This is a genomic window from Undibacterium sp. Jales W-56 (assembly GCF_025548535.1).
Lineage (GTDB): Bacteria > Pseudomonadota > Gammaproteobacteria > Burkholderiales > Burkholderiaceae_D > Undibacterium.
Map to the genome: position 1 here is coordinate 243,671 of NZ_JAJLQW010000003.1, position 20,083 is coordinate 263,753.

Below are 20,083 nucleotides of genomic sequence, written 5' to 3' on the forward strand. Positions count from 1 at the left end.
CAACAGACATCAGACCGATATAAACAAAAAAGCTGCCTGGTTTGCACCAGGCAGCTTTTACCAAGATCGACTTGGCTTATTTTCTTCTACGACGAAGGCTAGCCAAACCAGCCAGACCTAAACCCAGCAAACCGAGTGATGCGGGCTCTGGGATCGCATTGGCTTTTACCTGAGAGACTGACGATACCGTCCAACCCAGTTTCGAAGCCGCACCATTGGCGTCGTCAAAAGTAGTTGATAAAAATAAATCGTGCATACCTCCAAAAGGATCAGCGAATGTGTTGGTGTCAAGCTGCGCCATCCATGCACCACCGGTTACATCGAGAAACCCCTGACCATTACCCGCCAAACTGGTGTTGTCGTATTTCGATTGATAAGTTCCGGAAGCGCCATATGGCGTGCCGTTGACAGCCGGATTAAACTTAGCAGACACCACCAGTGAACCACCGGTAATCCCGGTATATGTTTGTATGCCAGTGCGACCACCAGGTCCTAACGCAGGATTCCAGTCGGTGGCATTGGAATATAAGTTCACCCAACCGCCATGAGAAAAGGTAGTGGTATTTTGCAAGCCGGTAAATGGATCCACCGAACTGACATTGACCGCATAATCCTGCAAGCCGCCGAAAAGCCCCGTCAGATAATCACCTGGACCCGCAGTCCAAATTGTCGTGCCAGTTGAAAGCTTGGTGATGTTCGTTACAGAAAAAATACCCCAAGTATCATCCCCATAACTATTCACTGCAGGAATAGCGCCTTTTGCGTCACAAGCAATGACCGTTGAGCATACCAAACCTGGAGTGCTGCCATAGCCGACAGTGCCAGAATCATAATTATTTAAGGTGAATTTTAAATCACCTGCGGTCAAACTGAGCGCGCTTGCTGAGCCAACTGCGCCGGCAGCCAAAGCTAAAGCAACAACAGCCTTTGAAATTTTTTTCATGTTCATTTGAACTCCCCTTTAATTAGGTACAAATTACTTCTCGACGTGTACCTATAAGCATGAGGCGTGCCAGATGTTTCTACAAAACCTAAGCAATTGATTTTAATAGTAAAAACTAATTTTTTATTTGCCCAAAAGACAATCAAAATCTGCCTATGTAAAAATGGTCGACATAAAATATTTACCCCGGCCAATAAACGAACTTGCGCTCGTAATCCAATACTTTTCCATACGGAAAATCACTGTAGGAATAGCATGTCGTGTTAATTTTTATTTTTGTTGGGGCCAATGTCTTTTGAAGGCTGGATGAAATTGTCTGAGCCGAAATGTCATTTCCAAACTGCAACTGAACTTCCCAAAGCAAACCCTCGTCAACCAGCGACAGGCGAAAGGCTCCGCTGATGTGTGCCGCGATGGCGGTATCGGCATAGAGCGCTTGTTTAAAGTGATCCAGATGCATACCGTTCGGTAAATAATCCTTGGCGCGTCCATGCAAAGCGATCACAGGCAAAGACGGCGGCACCACATTATTCTTCAGTTTTTGACGGATTTTTGTTAACTCGGCGACGCTGATCAATTTTGCCCGGTCGCCTGTCTTATAGCGCATCAAGGGAATTGGAATATCGGTATCGAGCATCGTGACCAGTAAATCACCGTTGCCATACTCATCCGCATTGATGACTTCAACGAAGGTACGCAGAGGATTAAATACCAGGAACGAAGGTATCGGTGCGCTTGCGGCGTTTTCACCAAACAGATCGATGAGCAAATCAGGCTGACGCATGCAGGCCCGGCGTAGTGCAATCGTTTCTCTGGTCTCGTTAAACAAATTCAGTCCTAATTCTCCCACACCCATCGAGCTGCCTATCAAGCCGGCGTTCTGGCTGTCTATATCGACGTTCAATATGGCGGCTACATAGTCTCGGAAAGATTCGCTAAATGTTTCCTCTCCCACAATCAAATTGATCCGGTAAGAACGCCAATCGATGCCCTTTTTTATGGAAAAATCGCATAGCTTTTTCAAAAAAATCGGGTCGCCGCAAAGAATGATTTGCTCAAATGATGCGCCGGCCTGTTCAACAATCGCGCAAGCCATATCTTCTCTGACGCTGACGTTGGCCACGCACACGGTGTTCGATTGGAATGTCACTCCCATCGGCAGGCAATTGATCAATAAAGTCTTGTGGCTATCGATATCAAAAGCTAGCTCCAGCCCCATATCGATCAAAGATGCTGTCGATTTCAATTGCGTTCTGGTACTGAGCCCGATGGCAAAACCATTGCTGCCATGACCCGAGCTCGTGAGTATGGAAGCCAGTTGCGACTTATCGACATCAGTTGCGATTAATTGATTGATTGGAAATCGACGAAATGTATTGGACTTCTCAAGAATTGGACAGCGCTGAACAAAATCGTCGACCGTGTTGATAGCATTACTTAAAACGGCATTTTCTTGTAGCAAGATTTGATAGGCGGGTGAGGATAGGGCAGCGCGGCGAAACGCCCGTATCAGTTTTTTCTTGCTTAACTGAATCAGCCGGTCAGGCGTTATCCTGGTTAATTGGTAGCGGATTATCCTCCGGCTTAATTTGGCAAAAATTGCATTCATCTTTTTTACTTTTCAAGAAGTTTGAATTCGCCATTGAATCTGTTTATTTTTTCTTCATTTGCTGCAAAAGAGTTTCGGCCATCGTCCTCAAAATCACGCTATAGGGTATTTTTTCGTCATTAAACCAGGCTGCCAGAAATTTATTTTCTTTACGCAGTCTTTCGTTTAATTCATCCAAATCCACGACAAAGGGCGTAACCGGGCCGTAATAGTCGGTTTGCGGTCCAATCGGGACAAAGCGAAATCCCATTTTATCGAGCGACCTTGCCAATGAACGCTCCATTGCGGCATACCAATAACGGATGCCATTTTTACGGCTATAACGATACATCTCCCGATACAGACCCAATAGCAATAAAGGACTATTGCCATCACGTTTTTTACCGGCCGGATGGGGTTGGATGGATGCGGGACTCCCTTTTTCCAGGAAGTCTTTGGATACGCCTTCCATCGAATCGCCTCTACGACGACGATGCGACTTACGTACCACTAAACGCGATATTTCCCCGGCGCTCGCTCTTGCCGGCATGACGTAGTCGTCAAAAACACTGCAGTGTCCCTCGAACGGATAATTTAAATCGGCAGTTGGTTGCACCAGACGAACCGTGCCAACGATGTGGTTATCCATCGTAAACGCTGCAAAATGCGTAGAGCAGTCGTCAAATTCATCGCTCTCCAGCCCGTCTTGAAATTCTTCAGTCGGCAGAAAATGACATTCCAGGCAATACACTTCATAGCGCAGTTGAAATATTTCTTTCAGGAGGACCGATTCAATATTCCCGCTTAATTCCTTACGGAAATTAAAGTAAGGGACCAGAATATCCCGCTTGCCAAGTAATCTCTTAATCAGCATGTGCCTTCCGGTTTAAGGTTTACCGTTGCGGGTGGGGCGCATCACTACAGAAGATGCATCAACGATATTGCGTTGAAATGGGTGTGTCGATTTTTGATACAGGCGATTGATTCTTTGCACATAATCGATGGTTTCAAGGTAAGGCGGCACACCATGGTATTTTTCTACGGCACGCTCTCCGGCGTTATATGCAGCGGCGACCAGTGTGACATTACCCCTAAAGAGGGCCAATAGCCAGCGCAAGTAAGAAAGACCTCCTTTAATATTGTCCTCTGCATCAAAAGCATTTTTTACACTAAAGCGCTGTGCAGTATCGGGAGTCAGTTGCATGAGACCTTGAGCGTTTTTGGGCGACAGGGCCTGCTCATTAAAACCGGACTCAACTGAAATGACGGCGAGCGCAAGATCCGCATCGATGGAATATCTGGGAGCCCACTTTTCCACTAATTGAGAAACCCTGCCTTTAGGATATTTAGGTAAGAAAAGCGGCGCTTTTTTTTCGTCAGTATGGGCTATTTCAGGATTGAGACTTTCAAGATTGAGACACGCTGGCAACGCAGAGACATCCTGCCCTGACATATTGTTGAGCATCCTGCGTGCCAATTCATGCCCCTGTTCTGCCGCGACTTGAAATAACTGCGCGGCGGTGGCATCGTTTCGCGCGACCCCGCGACCGTTCGCATACATCCAACCCATCGCATATTGCGCATCAGCATCGCCCATTCTGGCAGCGGCACAATACAAGCTTAATGCGTATTGATAATCTCTGGGCACACCTTCTGCATGCTCATATCTGGCAGCCATCGCCGTCAATGCAGGTCCATCCGTTGCATCCACAGCGCTTGCAGATGCGGTCTCGGGCAAGCTCTCTGCTGCCGAGGCGATGCAAGCCATCGACAGCAAAACAAAGAAAAATAAAATTAAGCGAGCGAGCATAAGCTATTTCTACCGATTGAGTACCTCAACACAATCTGCCGCGATGATGGAATTAGTCGTTTCTTTGAATATCAAAATGTTGAAGTTGAATGTTATTGTTTTATATACTACAGCTAAAACAAGATAAAGCAGTGCAAAAAAGATAACTATATTAATATAATTCCAATCTGTCTGATTCTTACGGCTGACGCACAAACTGAAACCTCCCACCATCAGGACGCGGGGGACACGTAGAAAAACAAGAGGAATTGCTTCCATGAGGCAGGGAGATTAAAACGAAACCGCAAGCCGGGTGCGCCTGCTGGCGTGAAATGCTTCTGCGAGCCGCATCCAGCCTGCGGATTCAATGTGAACGGTAGTAAGCAGCTTGCCGGTTTGCGTAAATCCTAATTCTGCAGTGCATTACATTGATCGCACGCAACATTCTGTGGAAAGCTAACGCCGAATCAGCGTTCTCGCGGCGAGATAAATGCCTTATGGAATAAATGGCGCATCAGTAATAACGGCGGCATACGCAGCCAGTTTGCGCGTATGTACAAGAGGCCTCGCGCCATTTGAGTCAGGGCATCATCACAACTGCGATGCATTGGCAACAGAGCACGCTTGAACAAGTGATCCATCAACGCAAGAAGCAAGGTATTGGGTGCGCATGCCTTCGCCTGCTCGATGACAAACTCAGGGATATTGGTCTGCAACATCAAGCGCATATACCGAAGTGCATAAAACAATGGCCGGCCCAATTCCAATTCTTTTGCCCGCGGAACTAATTGCGTCCAGAAATCCGGGTCGTTAGCAAAATGTGCGAACAAGCGATGGATGTCGAATAAATCTCGCAGGCCGTGATGGAATTCACCCTCATAAAATAAATGCACCATGCTATGCAAGACCATATCAACCGGTGCCAGAATTTGCGTCTGCGGGTTGTTACCCAAGTTAATTGCCGCATCAAGCAGCTTCTTTGAGTCAGGATGCACGGCGGCGGTTTCCGGCAGAATGGCATGATGCAGATCGATTACCGTCATTCTTTTCACATGCTGCATCGGCGGCAGCTCATGCATCCATTGGCGGTAGTAGCGTTGATCGTACTCATCATGATGAGTGGATTCCCAACCGTGCAACATCAAGGCGGCTTCGACCATATTCAATTTGGTTTTTGGCACCATCACATCAATATCGGAAAACAGACGCCCCTGTGCTGCCGGCAATTCCGCCATAACGTAGGCGGCACCTTTGAGTAAGACCAGTGGCACGCCTGTTTCCTTCAGCGCACTCTCTATCATATGCACTTCCCACTGAATGGCCTGCCGGTGTTTTTGCGCGACTTTATCGGCCCAGTCTAAATGCCGCAGAGGTTGCGCCGGAATTGACGGGAGCAGCGCGCGCTCTTGAAACAAGCCATACAAGCTGCCCAGGATATTCGCAGCACGCGCCTGGCGAATCAATAAATCCCATTGCGGCAATCTCAAAGAATGGATCAGTTCAGGCTGACGCAGGATCAACAATAACAGCCGGCGCCGATCAATTTCATCGTCGGGTTTATCGATCAAATCCGGTCTCATTCCTCAGCCTTTGCCAAAGAATCGAAAAACTGCATGGCCTGATCAAGCGCACTGTAGCTGAGCTCAAACGCATCTGCGTTATCCAGCACCTTAGCCAAGGCATGGAAGCCGGCACTGCCTAGCAAACTGTAGTTAAAGGCGTTGTCTGCGACCCGGATAAAAGCACGGGCCTTAGGGATCGCCTCAATCATCGTTTCTGAATCTGCTTTGAACTGAGGGAACACAATCCAGGCAGCGCGCGCCAGCTCATGTCCGCGCATGACACTGTCCGGCGGCGGCTTCAGGTGTGCGACGGTACCTTTGATGGTGTCTGTAACCGGAATACTGAATACGGCATCCGGAACAAAATTTTCAATGACGCCGATCGAATCGTTCTTCAAGCTGACAGGACGTGGCAGCGGCGTAATGAGTCCATCTTTTACATTGATCAGGGTTAGTTCATCCGACAATAGCCGCCAGCCATGATGCGTCAAGGCGGCGCATAAAGTGCTTTTACCCGACCCTGGTGGCGCGGGCAGTATCACGGCTCGGCCGTCGCGCTCCAGCACAGCGGCGTGTATCATCAGATAACCGTGCGCATGACTGGAAACGCACCAATTCATTCCCCACTCCAGCATAGGGAAAGCTTGCGTATAAGGAAGCGGCTTAAACGGTAAGGCGCCGTCGCACTCGAAAAGCACTTGTTTGCGGATCCAGCGACGCACACCTTGCGATGACTTCAGTCGAACGTGAAAATCAGCAAATTCACGACTGGCTAAAGAATAGTCGGCGTAAATTGTTGCAAAACCATGGATCGCTGCCGGAATTTGTGTTTGGATATCGAGGACGAATGCCCCCATTTGTATGTACAAACCGTGTTTCAGTTCGCTACATAGTTCGCGGTAAGAAAGATCGGCTACTTTCAAATTAAACACGCTCGATCAAAACAAGAGCGTGCAAACTCATCAGGACGTCGCGAACATAGCTGACTAAATTTTCATCCATCTCAACATGCCAGATATCCGCCATCTTCAATGCAATTGATTCTGCATCTCCAGGCGAGATAGTCAATTGATCCAGAATTTGTCCCGCCGCACGCTCCAATAGATGAGTGGCGCCTGACAGGCTGTTAAATAGAACGACCTCATCGCCCCAATCATGAGAATTGCCAGCAGTGCTTGCAAGCACTCTCCATTGCATACGAGTTACCCACCCAGAAGACTAAGAATTCGTCATTAAATTACTTGCACAAAGCGAATATTACCTTGCTTTATACATATCAGGTCCAGGTTGCTTTTAAATAGGTAACGATTTGCGCTGCGTTCCAATACACTCCGGAGGAAGGGGAAAACTTACCTTTACTCTGCCATTGAGTAAACATGTCACGAATTTTTTGCGTTGTGAGAAATGGCGTCCAATGATTCAGCGAATTCAGGTAGGCTGCCATCAGATGCATGCCAATATAGTAATTGCTGCTGTCGAAAGACTGACCGGCGACTAAATCTGAGCAAGTGACGCCGTAATACTTGGAAGACTTGGCGCAATCGGTAAAGATTTCCTGAAACTTAGTGCCATTATTTTTCTTATTGGGATTGTCTTGCTTCAAGCCAGAAGGCCAGTGTGTCGTTCCAGCCCAATAAGCTGGCGGACATGCATTGCTGCGTTGCGGAACACCACGATGACTTTGATTACCCGACTGAAATCCAGACGGAGATTGCGTAGTACAACCCAGAACCGGGCGGCTCGCCATGGTCACCAAAACACCCGTTGTAGCCAGGCCAGCTTTTGTAAAACGACGACGCGCCTCCCCCGGAAACTGGGGTGCAAGCTCACTCTTCAGTTCCGAAAGTGATCGCCCATCGTTTTCTGTCTGTTGATCCTGTATGGTCATGACGCTCTCCGTCCTGCATTTTGATTTACGTTAAGCAGCATTTGGTGTAGTTTTATTTTCAGCAATACGTATTTACCATCGATATAAGCAAATTTTATTCCATATTGGAATTAAATTAAATTTTCTTTTATATTCAATAGCTTGAAAATAGAGCGCGGTATTAATTTATGCGTTTTCTATTTTTTTAAAAATTTCGTAAAAATTCTCGACAAGCAATTTGAATAAAAATATTTTACTCATTTCTACAATTTCAGCGAACACTGACCAATACTTTTAGCTTGTTATTTTGAAAACACTCATAAGTTTCGCTGATTTATTAGATAAAATCCAGTACCAAATAATAAACAGTGGTTTAATTGTTAACGGACTGTCATCATCATCGTCACTTAGTCACCTTCGGATTTCACATGCACTTATTAGAAGAAGTCAAAAATATACTCTCAGATGTTTTGCAGCTTGGCTCGCAAAAAAATAGCTTAGATGCCGAATCGATTTTACTGGGCGGTTTGGCAGAATTGGATTCGATGGCTGTCGTTCATGTGATTGCGGCACTTGAAGAGCATTTCGGCATCCAGATCGACGATGACGAAATTAATGGCAAGACTTTTGAGACGCTAGGAAGTCTGACTTCTTATGTCAACAGTAAGCTGGATTAATGCAAAGCATAGGGACATTACCTGCTGAAAGTTTTTTTCTCGATACCTCATCGGGATATCGATTTTGCCTGTACTTTCCACCGGCAGCAGGAACACGGTGCCTTGGCGGCATCGTTTATATTGCGCCATTTGCTGAGGAAATGAATAAAGCAAGAAAAATGGCGGCCATGCAAGCGCGCCGTCTGGCAGTCAATGGCTATGGCGTTTTACTCATTGATTTGTTAGGCTGCGGCGATAGCAGCGGTGAATTGAAAGACGCCGATTGGTCGAACTGGAAACAAGATATTCAGGATGCCATCAAATTGATGCGTGACAAAATAAATGCGCCCGTCAGCCTTTGGGGATTAAGGCTAGGCGCATTGCTCGCTCTGGATCTGGCACGCTACCCTGAATACGTATTTGAAAAAATCGTTCTCTGGCAACCGATACTGCAGGGAGCCAGCTTCATGAACCAGTTTTTTCGCTTACGCCTGGCCAATGACATGCTGAATCAAACCACCAACTCGAATCAACTCCAGCCCGCAAGAACACTATTAAGTCAAGGGCACACGGTAGAAATTGCCGGATACGGCATAACGCCCCGACTGACGGCAAGTATCGATGCCCTGGATGCCTCGGACTGGCAATTCGGAACGAATGTCCTGCATTGGCTTGAATGCGTTCCAGATCAGGTAGTAGGGTTTCCGCCTGCCAGGCAAAAAATCATCGAACGCTGGAAAGAAAACGGCGTTCAGATCACAGCGCAGACCATTGCTGGAGTGCAATTTTGGATGACGCAGGAAACAAGCGTCAACGCTGATTTAGTCAATGCCACGGCACACATCTTCCCGCCTACCTCCATATGAGCCAGGACACCGCAATACGAGAGAAAGCCGTAGGTTTCAGGGTTGCTCATGACATGCTGTATGGCGTCATTAGTCAGCCACTGATTGCTAGCCAGCGCGGCGTCTTATTCATCGTTGGCGGACCGCAATACCGGGCCGGCAGTCACCGTCAGTTCACGTTGCTGGCACGCGATTTGGCCTTGAATGGCGTCAGCGCCATGCGCTTTGATTATCGCGGCATGGGGGACAGTGAAGGTGAGGTGCGCGATTTCTTAACAATACATGATGATATCCGGGCCGCAATTGATTATTTCTGCATGAGCAATCCGCACTTATCTGAGATAGTGTTATGGGGCTTGTGCGACGGCGCATCCGCCGCAGTGCTGTATGCAGCACGGGATCGGCGAGTCAAAGGCATGATTCTGATCAATCCCTGGGTAAGGACGGAAGCTGGCAATGCGAAGGCCTATTTAAAGCACTATTACAAAGATCGCCTGATTGACCCGCAAGTGTGGGAAAAAATCCTGCACGGTCAATTCAATTACCGGACAGCGGTAAACTCTCTGCTAAACCAGCTCAAACAGGTGCTTAAAATTCGCGCTGCTTCAAAGGGCTCAAAGGAGCGCGATCATCAGCCTGATTTACCCGGCCAGATACTCGCAGGGATGCAACAATTCAAAGGCAAATCCTTGTTTATTCTTAGTGAAAATGACCTGACTGCCAGAGAGTTTGCCGACGTTTTATACAGTTCCAAAGAATGGAAAAAAATCACCACGTCATCTCAAAACTACCTGCGTCATCTGAAAGGAGCCGATCATACCTTCTCTCAAAAAAATTGGCGAGATCAGGTGGCAAGTTGGAGCACCGACTGGCTGAACAGCTGGTGAATGGATCGCCGCTAGTAGCGCCGAGGTTACAATGACTGCTTTACCTTTCTCCGCCGCTTGTATGAATTCCGACCAATTATTGCGTACCAAAATCAATCAAGAAACATCCAGACTACCCTGGACGGAATTATTAAAACACTTCGCCTCAGGTACGGTCATTTCGATAGCACCGCAACTTGATCTGGTCGAGGTCGCCGTACAAATATCTAACGACAATATAAGCCTGGTACAAGAATGGCTGCATGAACAAAGCATTGCCAAAGTCAGTGACGAACAAGCGAAAGCCTGGTTGGAAACCGATACGCAACTATGGGCCGTCGTGGTAAAACCCTGGATTTTGGTTCAAGTTTGCGCTTAAAGTCATGATGCGCCCCTCTTTCGTAAGAAATATGAAACGAATCAGGCAGACCCAAATTGCTCAGATATAATGTGCGGCACGAGTAAAAGCCGTGCCAAACAGCATCATCGTTTTTTTGCAACGGAAAAGACTCTGTTCAGTATCCGGTTGATTCCTGTCACAACTCATTTCAAGATCACGTTCATGAAAAAGAATTCATCATTTTTGTTAGCCGCTTTGATGCTGGCTATTGGCTCAACAACATTGCCATTGACTATCTCCAGCGCTCAGGCGCAAACCGCAGCGGCTGAGCCAGCAAAAGCAGAGACTGTGCGCGCAGAGATGGGTAAGCCGCTGACTGAAATCCAGGATCTGCTTAACAAAAAGCAATATGCAGAAGCCATGCAAAAAATTAGCGTGCTCGACGCCATAGAAAATAAAACGCCATACGAGCAATTTGCCATGCATCGCCTGCGGGCCGTGGTGGCTTCCGGTACGAACGATACGCCTTTGCTAGCGGCCTCATTCGAAGGCATGCTCAGCTCACCATTCTTGAAGTTGCCGGAACAACTGCGCTTGATGGAAGCGATGGCAGGCACGTACTTCAACGAAAAAAAATATCCCGAGGCTATGCAATGGGCACGACGTTATCTTGAGAAGGATAACGCCAGCGAATCCGTCCATAATCTGGTGATCCGTGCGATGTACCTGCAAAACGATTTCACCGGTGCAGTAAAAGAATTGAACCTCGTGCTGAAAGCCGATGACGAAGCCAAACGTGTTCCCAGCAACGATAATTTGCGCTTATTAGGTAGCTGCTACCAGCAATTGAAAGACACCGCCGGATACACTGCGGTTCTAGAGCGGCTGGTCACGCATTACCCGAAAAAAGAATATTGGGGTGATTTGATTTATCGCATCGAGCACAAACCAGGATTTTCAGAGCGTCTGCGTCTGGATTTGTACCGCTTATTATTGGCCACCGACAATTTGGAAGAAGGCGCCCAATATTATGAAATGGCGCAACTAGCGCAATTAGCGGGTTTGCCGGCAGAAGCGAAAAAAGTTGTCGATTTGGGTTTTGCTAACAACATGCTAGGCACCGGCAAAGAAGCCGCCAAACATAAGCAGCTGCGCGATCAAGTGAACAAGCAAGCGGCAGATGATGCGAAATCCCTTGACGCGGGCGAAGCGGCCGCCAAAGCCTCCAAAAATGGAACGGGCATGGTCAATATGGGCTACAACTATGTAATCCAGGGCCAGGCCGACAAAGGTATTGCCTTAATCGAGCAAGGCATTGCCAAGGGGGGATTGAAAGCACCTGAAGAAGCGAAGCTGCATCTGGGTATGGCCTATTTGCAAGCCGGGAATAAGGCAAAAGCAGCAGAAACGTTTAAGACCATCCAAGGTAACGATGGAACAGGTGATCTCGGTAGATTGTGGTTATTGGTTCGTTAATCGTCATTCAAATTCAACCGGACTAATTGCATTAGTCCGACGGCAGATAAAAATAGGGCATGCGACGGCATGCCCTATTTTTTTGTTTGCGGCACACTGGCGATAAGCATGCATATCGCCTTAGCAGAGCATAATGGTCCTAGCACTGCCGGCATCGCGAATACGCATGGCACCGCGAATGCGAACATCGCTTAGCCGCGAGATAGCTCAAAAAAACAAGCAAAAAAAGGCACCTATGAAAGGTGCCTATTAAAATCAGTCACATGCGCTCTAAACATGCACTGAGATACTACCCTTGAAAAACTGGAGAGCCATCGCTGACCCTCGCCAAGCTGTTACGCGTGATAAGCAGACTCACCGTGGCTGGTGATGTCCAGGCCTTCGCGCTCTTCATCTTCGGGAACACGCAGACCGACTACCAGATCAACCAATTTATAAGCGACCACCGACACCACTGCAGACCACAGAATCGTGGTGCCGACAGCGGTAGCCTGTGTCGTTACCTGTCCGATGATCGAGTATGGATCGGCAGACATCTTGTTAGTGACATAGTCGAATACGCCTTGTCCGCCCAGTGACGGCGCAGCAAACACACCGGTCAGCAAAGCGCCCAGGATACCGCCAACACCATGTACGCCAAACACGTCCAGAGAGTCATCTGCACCCAACATGCGCTTCAAACCATTGACGCCCCACAAGCAGATAATGCCTGCCAGCAAACCGATGATCAGTGCGCCCATAGGTCCGACGAATCCACAAGCCGGCGTGATGGCGACCAGACCTGCGACCGCACCGGACGCACCGCCCAACATGGAAGGTTTCCCCTTAGACATCCACTCACCAAAGACCCAGGAGACCGTCGCCGCAGCAGTTGCCAGCAAGGTGTTGACGAATGCCAGCGCCGCAACATCACCCGCTTCCAAAGCAGATCCGGCATTGAAACCGAACCAGCCCACCCACAGCAATGAAGCACCGATCATCGTCATTGTCAGGGAATGCGGTGCCATGGATTCTTTGCCATAGCCGACACGTTTGCCGATCAAGTACGCACCGACCAGACCCGCGACAGCCGCATTGATATGCACAACCGTACCGCCCGCGAAGTCCATCGCGCCTTTTTGGAACAAGAAACCGGCTTTAGCGCCTTCTGTTACGGCAGTTGCTGCATCTTTGATTGCATCAGGGCCAGTCCAGAACCAGACCATGTGAGCGACAGGCAGGTAGCTGAATGTGAACCACAACACCACGAATAACAATACGGCGGTGAACTTGGCGCGCTCAGCAAATGCGCCGATGATCAGGCCGCAAGTGATTGCTGCAAAAGTTGCCTGGAATGCGACATAGATAAACTCGGGTATGACGACACCTTTGCTAAAGGTTGCAGCAGTCGCGAAACTCGCTTTTGCCGGATCCCAAATACCGTTCAGGAACACCCGATCGAATGAACCGATGAAGCGTCCGCCTTCGGTAAAGGCCAATGAGTAGCCATACACACACCACAATACAATGATGATGGCAAAAATCATGAATACCTGCATCAGGATGGATAGCATGTTTTTGGAACGGACCAAACCGCCGTAGAACAATGCCAGGCCCGGGATCGTCATCAAAATAACCAGTAAGGTCGCTACTATCATCCAGGCTGTATCCCCTTTATTTGGTACTGGTGCAGGGACTGCCGGGGCGGATGCTGCGGCGTTCGCGGTAGCCGCGGGGGCCGGAGTAGATGCGGCAGACGCTGCGGCGGGAGCCAGTTCGGCGGGTGCTGAGGCCGGCGCAACTACGGCAGCGGATGCCGCGACTGCTTCTACTTTAGCCGTCTCATCTGCTGCAATAGCGGATGAAGCAAAGCCGACCGACAAAAGCAAGGCACTGCTAACCAAGGCTTTGCAAAATATTTTCTTCATGTGTGATCTCCCTGTGGATCTTAGAATATCGGTCAGAGTGCGTCGTTGCCGGTTTCACCGGTACGAATACGCACAACTTGTTGCAGGTCGTAGACAAAAATTTTACCGTCACCGATTTTACCGGTGCGTGCAGCAGCTTCGATTGCCTCGATAGCACGATCAACGATGGCATCATCAACCGCTGCTTCAATTTTTGTCTTGGGTAAAAAGTCGACCACATATTCAGCGCCACGATACAACTCTGTGTGCCCTTTCTGCCGCCCGAAGCCTTTTACTTCGGTCACGGTGATCCCCTGTACACCGATTGCCGACAGTGCTTCACGCACTTCATCGAGCTTAAACGGTTTAATAATGGCAGTAATCAGTTTCATGCTGACCTCGATTAAGTAATAAGTAATGCGTTTTTTAAAAAGATTTCACGGCGGATAAAACCAGACTGGTTTTTCCCGTGAATTTACCCGCGGGTGTTACATACAAAGCTTCATCGGCATTGGTTGCAACGGCTGCGAGGCTAAAGGTCACGCCGACATATTCCTTTGTAACACCGACTTTCCAATCGGTATAGGCATAGCCATTATTATTTTTCACCGTTTGGTGGCCGGCATGCAGATTCAGCGTGTAGCCGGGAGTGAATTCAACATTGGCACCGATATCCAGATAACCGCTGTTCTTGCTATTAACAAAGCCGAATAAATTGGTGACGGAGTGCGAGTATTTCGCGTAGACCGGACCATACCCAATTTGACCGTAAATCTCCGTGGTATTCGCATTCGCGTATCCTGGAACGCGACTCAAACCATTGGATGGATAGACATAGGAAAGAAAGCCGACGTCGTATGAGACATCCTTAATGATCTCTCCGCGTTTTCCGGCATATAAATCCCACTCGACATTACCGCCACCACCGGCATCTTTAGTCCACTTAATGGTAGACAACCAAGTACCTGCATAAAAACCTGTTGGGTTATGGGTATAGTCCGCACCGCCTTGTAATGCGGGTTGCAGACGTGTTTGAGAAATACCGCGATAGCGATAGTCACTCACAGCACCAATATTGAAACTTACTTCGTTGTCTGGCTTAGCGTCTTCTGCATGAGCCAAACTACCCACTAACGATGCGGCAACTGCAGCGGCGAGTAATAGTTTTTTCATTGCGCGTCCCTCTTTTGGTTAATAAACAGATTAGAAAACATTATTCCAAGCTGGTATTAGCAGGAGTCGTGCCAAGGATTCAAAAAGACGAAATAAAATTTGCCGCAATCTCGATACTTCCGCAGCAAACACTGGCGACACCCGACAAAACAGCGTCGAATGCGCATTTGCGCGATAGGATGCGCTATGATTCCAAAGAAGATGAAATGGCTGAAAATATAAAACAAACAACCTGTTTTGGCGCACATTAAAGCAGTGCACCGATTTAATGCACACCAAAATCGAGACTTCGAATGCACTGCACCAGTATCGTGCAAATTTTAATACTTACAAGGACTCCTATGAACAAGCCTGATTTTTTCAATGAGCTGCAATCTAAAATCAACCAGGTTTTAGAAAACTCGCCTGCCAAAGATATAGAAAAAAACGTCAAGGCGATGATGAGCCAGGGCTTTTCCAAGCTGGACCTGGTCACCCGTGAAGAGTTTGATATTCAGGCACAGGTATTGGCAAAAACGCGTGCCAAGCTGGATGCGCTGGAAGCGCGGATTGCTGAATTAGAAGCGACCGCAACGAAGAACCACTGATGTCCCTAGCCGTCCTGAAAAGCCGCGCCCTGACTGGCATGGAAGCACCGGAGGTCACCGTCGAAGTGCATTTAGCCAACGGCTTGCCTGCTTTTACGATCGTGGGCTTACCTGAAACAGAAGTCAAAGAATCCAAGGACAGGGTGCGGGCCGCGCTGCAAAATGCGCGCTTCGATTTTCCGGCGAAAAGAATTACCGTCAATTTGGCGCCGGCGGATTTACCTAAAGAATCCGGCCGTTTTGACTTGCCAATCGCACTCGGCATCCTGGCGGCTTCCGGACAAATCCCTGGCGACGCCTTAGACCAGTATGAATTTGCCGGGGAACTGTCCTTATCCGGTGAGCTGCGTCCCATCCGCGGTGCCCTGGCAATGACATTTGCCATCTGCAAAAATACGCAAAATCCGCGTGCTTTCATTTTGCCGCGCGCCAATGCAGATGAAGCCGCCCTGGTTAAAGATGCGACCATTTACCCGGCGGACTCACTGCTGCAAGTTTGTGCGCATTTTGCAGGCTTTGATGCAGCGGCAAAATTACAAGCGCACCAGGTATCCGCACCTGCGCAGCGACCTGTGTACCCGGACTTCAAGGAAGTGAAAGGTCAAACCCAGGCCAAGCGGGCGCTGGAAGTCGCCGCAACTGGAGGTCATAGTGTGATTATGGTCGGTCCTCCGGGTACCGGCAAATCCATGCTGGCCAGCCGCTTTCCCGGTATTTTGCCAGGCATGACCGATCAGGAGGCACTTGAGTCGGCGGCGGTGCAATCCTTGACTAGCGGATTTTCCGTGAATAAATGGAAAAATCGTCCTTTTCGTGCACCTCACCACACAGCCTCCGGGGTTGCACTGGTTGGCGGCGGAGGTACTCCGCGGCCGGGTGAAATTTCATTGGCGCATCGCGGCGTGTTATTTTTAGATGAACTGCCCGAGTTCGACCGCAAGGTATTAGAAGTTCTGCGCGAACCTCTGGAATCCGGGCATATCACCATCTCCAGAGCCGCCCGGCAGGCGGACTTCCCGGCCAAATTTCAACTCATTGCGGCAATGAATCCCTGTCCTTGCGGTTACTTCGGTCATAGCAATGGCAAATGCCGTTGTACGCCAGATAATATTGCCCGCTATCAGGACAAAATTTCAGGCCCGCTGCTTGATCGTATTGATATGCAAATCCAAGTTGGTGCATTGGCGCACCAAGATTTACTCAAGCAGGCAGATGGCGAGGCGACTGAAGTCATACATGCCCGGGTAGAAGCGGCATTCGCGCGTCAGATCAGCCGGCAAGGCAAAACCAACCATCATTTATCTACCTCAGAGATCGATCAGTATTGCCAGCCCGATCAAGCCGCAGAGCAGTTGTTAAGAAATGCCATGATCAAGCTGAACTGGTCTGCGCGCGCTTATCATCGCGTACTCAAGGTGGCGCGCACCATTGCCGACCTCGCCAGCGCTCCACAGATCGCGCCAGCGCACATCGCCGAGGCGATTCAATACCGGCGCGCTTTGCGAGAACAGTAGCGAGCACGCCTTGAATTGGGCGCAAACGCAGCCAGATAGAAGCCCAGGATCGTTCAATCAAGGAGAACCTCATGTCACCTAACGAAATTCAATTGCTGCAAACCTTTTTAGCCCAATTGGTAGCAACCCAGGCGCAGGGTAAGGATGCGCAGGCACAGGCGATGATTGCCGATGCGGTCAGCCAACAACCTGATGCTGCCTATCTGCTGGTACAGCGCAGTCTGCTGTTGGAACAGGCGGTCGGCAACGCGCAACATCAGATCCGCCAGTTGCAATCAGAAAATGCCGAACTGAAAAATAGCAGTGCAAGCAAGCCCAGCGTTTTTTTGCAGCCAGCCAGCAATGCCTGGGGCAATAGCGCCAGCAGCCCGCCGCTGAATACGTCTTCTCTAACATCAACATCGGTGACTGGGGCAGCACTCAACACGGCTACGACATCCGCGAATATCCCCGCTACTGCTACCAGTCCAATGCCCGTTTCCAATACCGGCTTCTTCGGCGCAAATACGGGAAATATCCTGGGCACCGTTGCCGCAACGGCGGCCGGCGTCGCGGCCGGTGCATTTCTCTATCAAGGTATAGGTAATTTGCTCGGCGCTAGCCATCATGCCTCTGTCGCCGATGGGGCTGCGAGTTTGAATAATGCGGACGGCGGTTTTATTCCTAACTATTTTGACGGCGACCAGACGCATACTGAACCTGAACAGACTCCCGCACTGACTGATACAACCGAACTTGCCAGTACGGACGACACTGACAACATTGTCGATGATGCCAGTTCCAGCGACCTAGATGAGGCTTAAACGCATCGTGAGCGGCCAGAAAAAGGGCGAAGACCGCTCCCGCCGCGCGTACCCGCAAAATTAACACCGCCTATGCAGCACAATTAATGCCTCTGGTGTCACGCACATTGCAATGAAAAGCATGCCGTAGATACCTGTCGTTTTCATCTGCGACAATGCAAAAAAATTTCCTCGAGAATTGCATAAAACTCACCCCGCTTATTCCTTCCAGCGAAGCACCTGAGGTTTTATTACACGGCATAGGGGACTGAGGCAGCTTACCCTGGCTGGATAAATCAGACCAGAAAGAACTCGCCTCAATACAAGCAGCGTGGACAGCGCCCGGTTAAAAACATGGATTATTCCCTACCTTGAAACTGACTGCGCACGCGTTACAGGCTGTTACCAAACTTGCAGATTCCTACACAAGCTGGGATAACTTTTTTGGCAGTATTGCGTTGTATGCAGACAGCACCCTTATTCTCCTACCTCAGCCAGTATCGACTACATTCAAGGCTTATTATGATTTCCAAGTTTGCCCATCGGCTCCGTGCCCAGCCCAGGCTGAAGTTCACACAGACACTACGCTGGACTTTACCGTTGGGGGCGGTCTTGATACTGGCAAGCTGTAGCAATGCGCCGCGCCAATCGGCGCAGATCGCTGCGCCAGCGGCACCGCTCAGTCGTGTGCTTGAGGCCGCGCATGTCGATCCGGAGAAATTCTTGAACCGCATTACCTGGGGTGCCAATCCCAGCTCGTCGCAACAATTGCAGATCATGGGCATGGATCGCTATCTCGATCAACAGCTACGCGGTCAGAGCACACCGCTGCCAGCCGCAATCCAGGCGCAAATCGATGGCATGACCATCGCCCAGCGGCCTCTGGACAAATTAATGATCGATATGGAAGCGCGTCGCCTCAGCGCAGAACAGCAAAAAGGCGTAGACGATACCCTGCGCAAAGAATACCAACAGGAGCTGACCCGACTGGCGCGCGAAGCGGCAAGCCGCTCGCTACTGCGTGCCGTGTACTCACCCAACCAGTTGCAAGAACAAATGACCTGGTTCTGGATGAACCATTTCAACATCCATAACGGCAAACATAATGTGCGTGCCATGTTAGGTGATTTTGAAGAGCAAGCGATACGTCCGAACGCCCTCGGTAATTTTAGGGAGTTATTGCGTGCCACGGTATTCCACCCAGCCATGCTGCGCTATCTGGACAATGAACACAATGCCGTCAACCATATCAACGAAAACTATGCCCGCGAACTGATGGAACTGCACACCATGGGCGTTGGCAGCGGCTACACGCAAGGCGATGTGCAAGAGCTGGCCAGGGTGCTGACCGGTGTCGGAGTCAACCAGAGCCTGGATTCGCCTCGCGTCAAAGGCGAGCTGCAACGTCTGTATGTGCGCCGTGGCATCTTTGAATTCAATCCGAATCGTCACGACTTCGGCGATAAAAAAATCCTGGGAAAAACCGTACACGGCCGCGGCCTGGCTGAGGTGGAAGACATCATTACCATTCTGAGTCGCCAGCCGGCAACGGCACAATTCATCAGCCGCGAGCTCGCTACCTATTTCGTCTCCGATACGCCGTCGGATGCCTTGATCAATCAAATGGCACAGCGCTTTTTACAAACCGACGGCAACATCCCCGCGGTATTGCGCAGCATGTTTGAGTCCTCTGAATTTATCGCCTCGCTCGGCAACAAATTTAAAGATCCTGTGCATTACGTGATCTCATCAGTGCGCCTGGCCTATGACGGCAATACCATCGTCAATGCCGGCCCTATGCTGAACTGGCTGACTATGCTGGGACAACAACCGAATGGCCGCCAGACACCGGATGGTTACTCAATGAGTGAGAGTGCCTGGGCCAGTCCCGGTCAGATGACGGTGCGCTTTGATGTGGCGAAAGCGATCGGCAACGGTAGTCCAGGCTTATTTAAAATAGACAATCAAGCTCTGCAAGAACGGCCGCCGCAGCCGGCATTGGCCAGCTCTGCTTATGTCAAAAACTGGGCAAGGAATTTTAGCCAGGGAACGCAGCAGGCATTAAGCCAGGCGAGTTCGGCGCAGGAATGGAATGCCTTCTTCCTCGCTGCGCCGGAAATGATGCGACGTTAAACGGAATCGACCGACATCCATCAACTGCCCTCAAGGCTCATCCAATAGCGATCGTTGTTCCCTACTCAACCACTGA

The 20,083-nt window shown here is 49.5% G+C and carries 22 protein-coding genes; 11 read left to right on the forward strand and 11 right to left on the reverse strand.

Going from position 1 to position 20,083, the window contains the following annotated elements; translation table 11 throughout:
- Positions 1-76 precede the first annotated feature (76 nt).
- The 8 genes from LPB67_RS10250 to LPB67_RS10285 form a co-directional block, all read right to left on the reverse strand.
- The gene (locus tag LPB67_RS10250) at positions 77-949 is read right to left on the reverse strand and encodes a PEP-CTERM sorting domain-containing protein (RefSeq protein ID WP_262837073.1); all 873 of its coding nucleotides are present in this window, start codon (positions 947-949) and stop codon (positions 77-79) included.
- A 175-nt stretch (positions 950-1,124) separates the two neighbouring features.
- On the reverse strand, positions 1,125-2,552 hold the full coding sequence (locus LPB67_RS10255; protein ID WP_262837074.1) for a hypothetical protein: 1,428 nt from the start codon (positions 2,550-2,552) through the stop codon (positions 1,125-1,127).
- 43 nt (positions 2,553-2,595) lie between these two features.
- Positions 2,596-3,405: a PEP-CTERM/exosortase system-associated acyltransferase gene (locus LPB67_RS10260; RefSeq protein WP_262837075.1), complete on the reverse strand. Its 810-nt coding sequence runs from the start codon at positions 3,403-3,405 to the stop codon at positions 2,596-2,598.
- 12 nt (positions 3,406-3,417) lie between these two features.
- Positions 3,418-4,341, reverse strand: a complete 924-nt coding sequence (locus LPB67_RS10265; protein ID WP_262837076.1) for a transglycosylase SLT domain-containing protein — start codon at positions 4,339-4,341, stop codon at positions 3,418-3,420.
- 446 nt (positions 4,342-4,787) lie between these two features.
- Entirely contained in the window at positions 4,788-5,900 is a 1,113-nt protein-coding gene (locus LPB67_RS10270) for a nucleotidyltransferase family protein (protein ID WP_262837077.1), read from the reverse strand.
- Positions 5,897-6,814 (reverse strand): HprK-related kinase A, encoded by a 918-nt coding sequence (locus LPB67_RS10275; protein ID WP_262837078.1) that lies wholly within the window; start codon positions 6,812-6,814, stop codon positions 5,897-5,899. The genes LPB67_RS10270 and LPB67_RS10275 overlap by 4 nt, the downstream gene beginning before the upstream one ends.
- Entirely contained in the window at positions 6,807-7,067 is a 261-nt protein-coding gene (locus tag LPB67_RS10280) for an HPr-rel-A system PqqD family peptide chaperone (protein ID WP_262837079.1), read from the reverse strand. Before LPB67_RS10280 ends, LPB67_RS10275 begins: the two co-directional genes overlap by 8 nt.
- Before the next feature lie 91 nt (positions 7,068-7,158).
- Positions 7,159-7,770 carry a hypothetical protein gene (locus LPB67_RS10285; RefSeq protein WP_262837080.1) on the reverse strand — a complete coding sequence of 204 codons (612 nt, stop codon included), beginning with the start codon at positions 7,768-7,770 and terminating at the stop codon, positions 7,159-7,161.
- A 407-nt stretch (positions 7,771-8,177) separates the two neighbouring features.
- Here LPB67_RS10285 and LPB67_RS10290 point away from each other — a divergent pair, with 407 nt between their 5' ends.
- The 6 genes from LPB67_RS10290 (at position 8,178) to LPB67_RS10315 (ending at position 12,127) form a co-directional block, all read left to right on the forward strand.
- Positions 8,178-8,426, forward strand: a complete 249-nt coding sequence (locus LPB67_RS10290) for an acyl carrier protein (RefSeq protein WP_262837081.1) — start codon at positions 8,178-8,180, stop codon at positions 8,424-8,426.
- Positions 8,426-9,271 carry a hydrolase 2, exosortase A system-associated gene (locus tag LPB67_RS10295; protein WP_262837082.1) on the forward strand — a complete coding sequence of 282 codons (846 nt, stop codon included), beginning with the start codon at positions 8,426-8,428 and terminating at the stop codon, positions 9,269-9,271. The genes LPB67_RS10290 and LPB67_RS10295 overlap by 1 nt, the downstream gene beginning before the upstream one ends.
- Positions 9,268-10,137, forward strand: coding sequence for a hydrolase 1, exosortase A system-associated (locus LPB67_RS10300; protein ID WP_262837083.1), 870 nt, complete (start codon positions 9,268-9,270; stop codon positions 10,135-10,137). The genes LPB67_RS10295 and LPB67_RS10300 overlap by 4 nt, the downstream gene beginning before the upstream one ends.
- Before the next feature lie 61 nt (positions 10,138-10,198).
- Entirely contained in the window at positions 10,199-10,495 is a 297-nt protein-coding gene (locus tag LPB67_RS10305) for a DUF2288 domain-containing protein (RefSeq protein WP_262837084.1), read from the forward strand.
- Between the two features lie 183 nt (positions 10,496-10,678).
- Positions 10,679-11,932, forward strand: a complete 1,254-nt coding sequence (locus LPB67_RS10310) for a tetratricopeptide repeat protein (protein ID WP_262837085.1) — start codon at positions 10,679-10,681, stop codon at positions 11,930-11,932.
- Positions 11,933-12,001: 69 nt separating this feature from the next.
- On the forward strand, positions 12,002-12,127 hold the full coding sequence (locus LPB67_RS10315) for a hypothetical protein (protein WP_262837086.1): 126 nt from the start codon (positions 12,002-12,004) through the stop codon (positions 12,125-12,127).
- Positions 12,128-12,267: 140 nt separating this feature from the next.
- Here the strand turns inward: LPB67_RS10315 and LPB67_RS10320 are convergent, their stop codons facing one another.
- The 3 genes from LPB67_RS10320 to LPB67_RS10330 are packed head-to-tail and all read right to left on the reverse strand — an operon-like array spanning position 12,268 to position 14,991.
- A complete protein-coding gene (locus LPB67_RS10320) occupies positions 12,268-13,839 on the reverse strand; it encodes an ammonium transporter (RefSeq protein WP_316685177.1) in 1,572 nt (523 codons plus the stop codon).
- A gap of 32 nt (positions 13,840-13,871) precedes the next feature.
- Positions 13,872-14,210 (reverse strand): P-II family nitrogen regulator, encoded by a 339-nt coding sequence (locus LPB67_RS10325; protein ID WP_262837087.1) that lies wholly within the window; start codon positions 14,208-14,210, stop codon positions 13,872-13,874.
- 34 nt (positions 14,211-14,244) lie between these two features.
- Positions 14,245-14,991, reverse strand: coding sequence for a TorF family putative porin (locus LPB67_RS10330; protein ID WP_262837089.1), 747 nt, complete (start codon positions 14,989-14,991; stop codon positions 14,245-14,247).
- On the opposite strand from LPB67_RS10330, the gene LPB67_RS10335 reads away from it, so the two are divergent.
- The 5 genes from LPB67_RS10335 to LPB67_RS10355 all read left to right on the forward strand — a co-directional run bounded on the left by LPB67_RS10335 (position 14,991) and on the right by LPB67_RS10355 (position 20,007).
- Positions 14,991-15,242, forward strand: a complete 252-nt coding sequence (locus tag LPB67_RS10335; RefSeq protein WP_262837090.1) for a hypothetical protein — start codon at positions 14,991-14,993, stop codon at positions 15,240-15,242. The two genes, LPB67_RS10330 and LPB67_RS10335, sit on opposite strands and share 1 nt — an antisense overlap.
- 90 nt (positions 15,243-15,332) lie before the next feature.
- Entirely contained in the window at positions 15,333-15,578 is a 246-nt protein-coding gene (locus LPB67_RS10340) for an accessory factor UbiK family protein (RefSeq protein WP_262837091.1), read from the forward strand.
- On the forward strand, positions 15,578-17,092 hold the full coding sequence (locus LPB67_RS10345; protein ID WP_262837092.1) for a YifB family Mg chelatase-like AAA ATPase: 1,515 nt from the start codon (positions 15,578-15,580) through the stop codon (positions 17,090-17,092). The genes LPB67_RS10340 and LPB67_RS10345 overlap by 1 nt, the downstream gene beginning before the upstream one ends.
- A 71-nt stretch (positions 17,093-17,163) precedes the next feature.
- A complete protein-coding gene (locus LPB67_RS10350) occupies positions 17,164-17,895 on the forward strand; it encodes a DUF2076 domain-containing protein (protein WP_262837093.1) in 732 nt (243 codons plus the stop codon).
- A gap of 501 nt (positions 17,896-18,396) precedes the next feature.
- Complete coding sequence (locus tag LPB67_RS10355) at positions 18,397-20,007, forward strand: DUF1800 domain-containing protein (protein ID WP_262837094.1); 1,611 nt, start codon at positions 18,397-18,399, stop codon at positions 20,005-20,007.
- Positions 20,008-20,083: the final 76 nt, after the last annotated feature.